A 624-nucleotide genomic window follows, 5' to 3' on the forward strand; every position below is an offset into this window, starting at 1 on the left:
TGCGCCCCGAACTCGGCCTCGGCGGCTTCGATGATTGCCGCGCGACGAGCCGGATCGACCCGCGCCCACGTGACCGTTGGCATGACTCACCTCGCTTCAATGACCACTGGTCATTCTACGGTGAGCTACGTCACAGTCAAGGGGTAGCGGCCCGCTAGCCCGAACGTGAAACTAACTTCACGGTCGCGGGGCTGGGTTAGGGCCGCATCTGGTAGGCACCGTTGATCGGCTGGATGTGTTCCTTCCACACCTGGTCGTAGCGCGCCTGGTCGAACACCGGACGACGGATCATCCGCATCGCGAACCGGGCCTGCGCGTCGGTCGTGGCGTGCTTGTCGCACAATTCGACCGCGTAGCTGTTGAAGTCGCGCACCAGCACGGCGAAGATCTCGTCGATCAACGCCTCGTCCACCCCGGACAGCGGGGCTTCCTCCAGGATCAGCTGGGCGTAGGGCACCGTGGCGAACAGCTGGCCCACCCCGAAGGCGAAGTCAATGTCCTTCTGCTGAACCGCATCTGGGGTGGTGTTGGCCAGCATTTCGGCCAACACGTCGATCTGCTCACGCAGCAGGGCGACGTTGGGCAGGTGCGCGAAGCTCTCGAACGGCGCACGCCAATCGTGGA

Annotated in this window: 2 pseudogenes; both read right to left on the minus strand. The window is 64.1% G+C overall.

The window, feature by feature from the left end:
- Positions 1-83 (minus strand): annotated as a pseudogene (locus ACZY0B_RS27905) (TetR/AcrR family transcriptional regulator); the annotation flags it as partial.
- A gap of 113 nt (positions 84-196) precedes the next feature.
- Positions 197-624, minus strand: a pseudogene (locus ACZY0B_RS27910) (acyl-CoA dehydrogenase); the annotation flags it as partial.

This window comes from Mycobacterium sp. IDUB_19 (assembly GCF_055419445.1).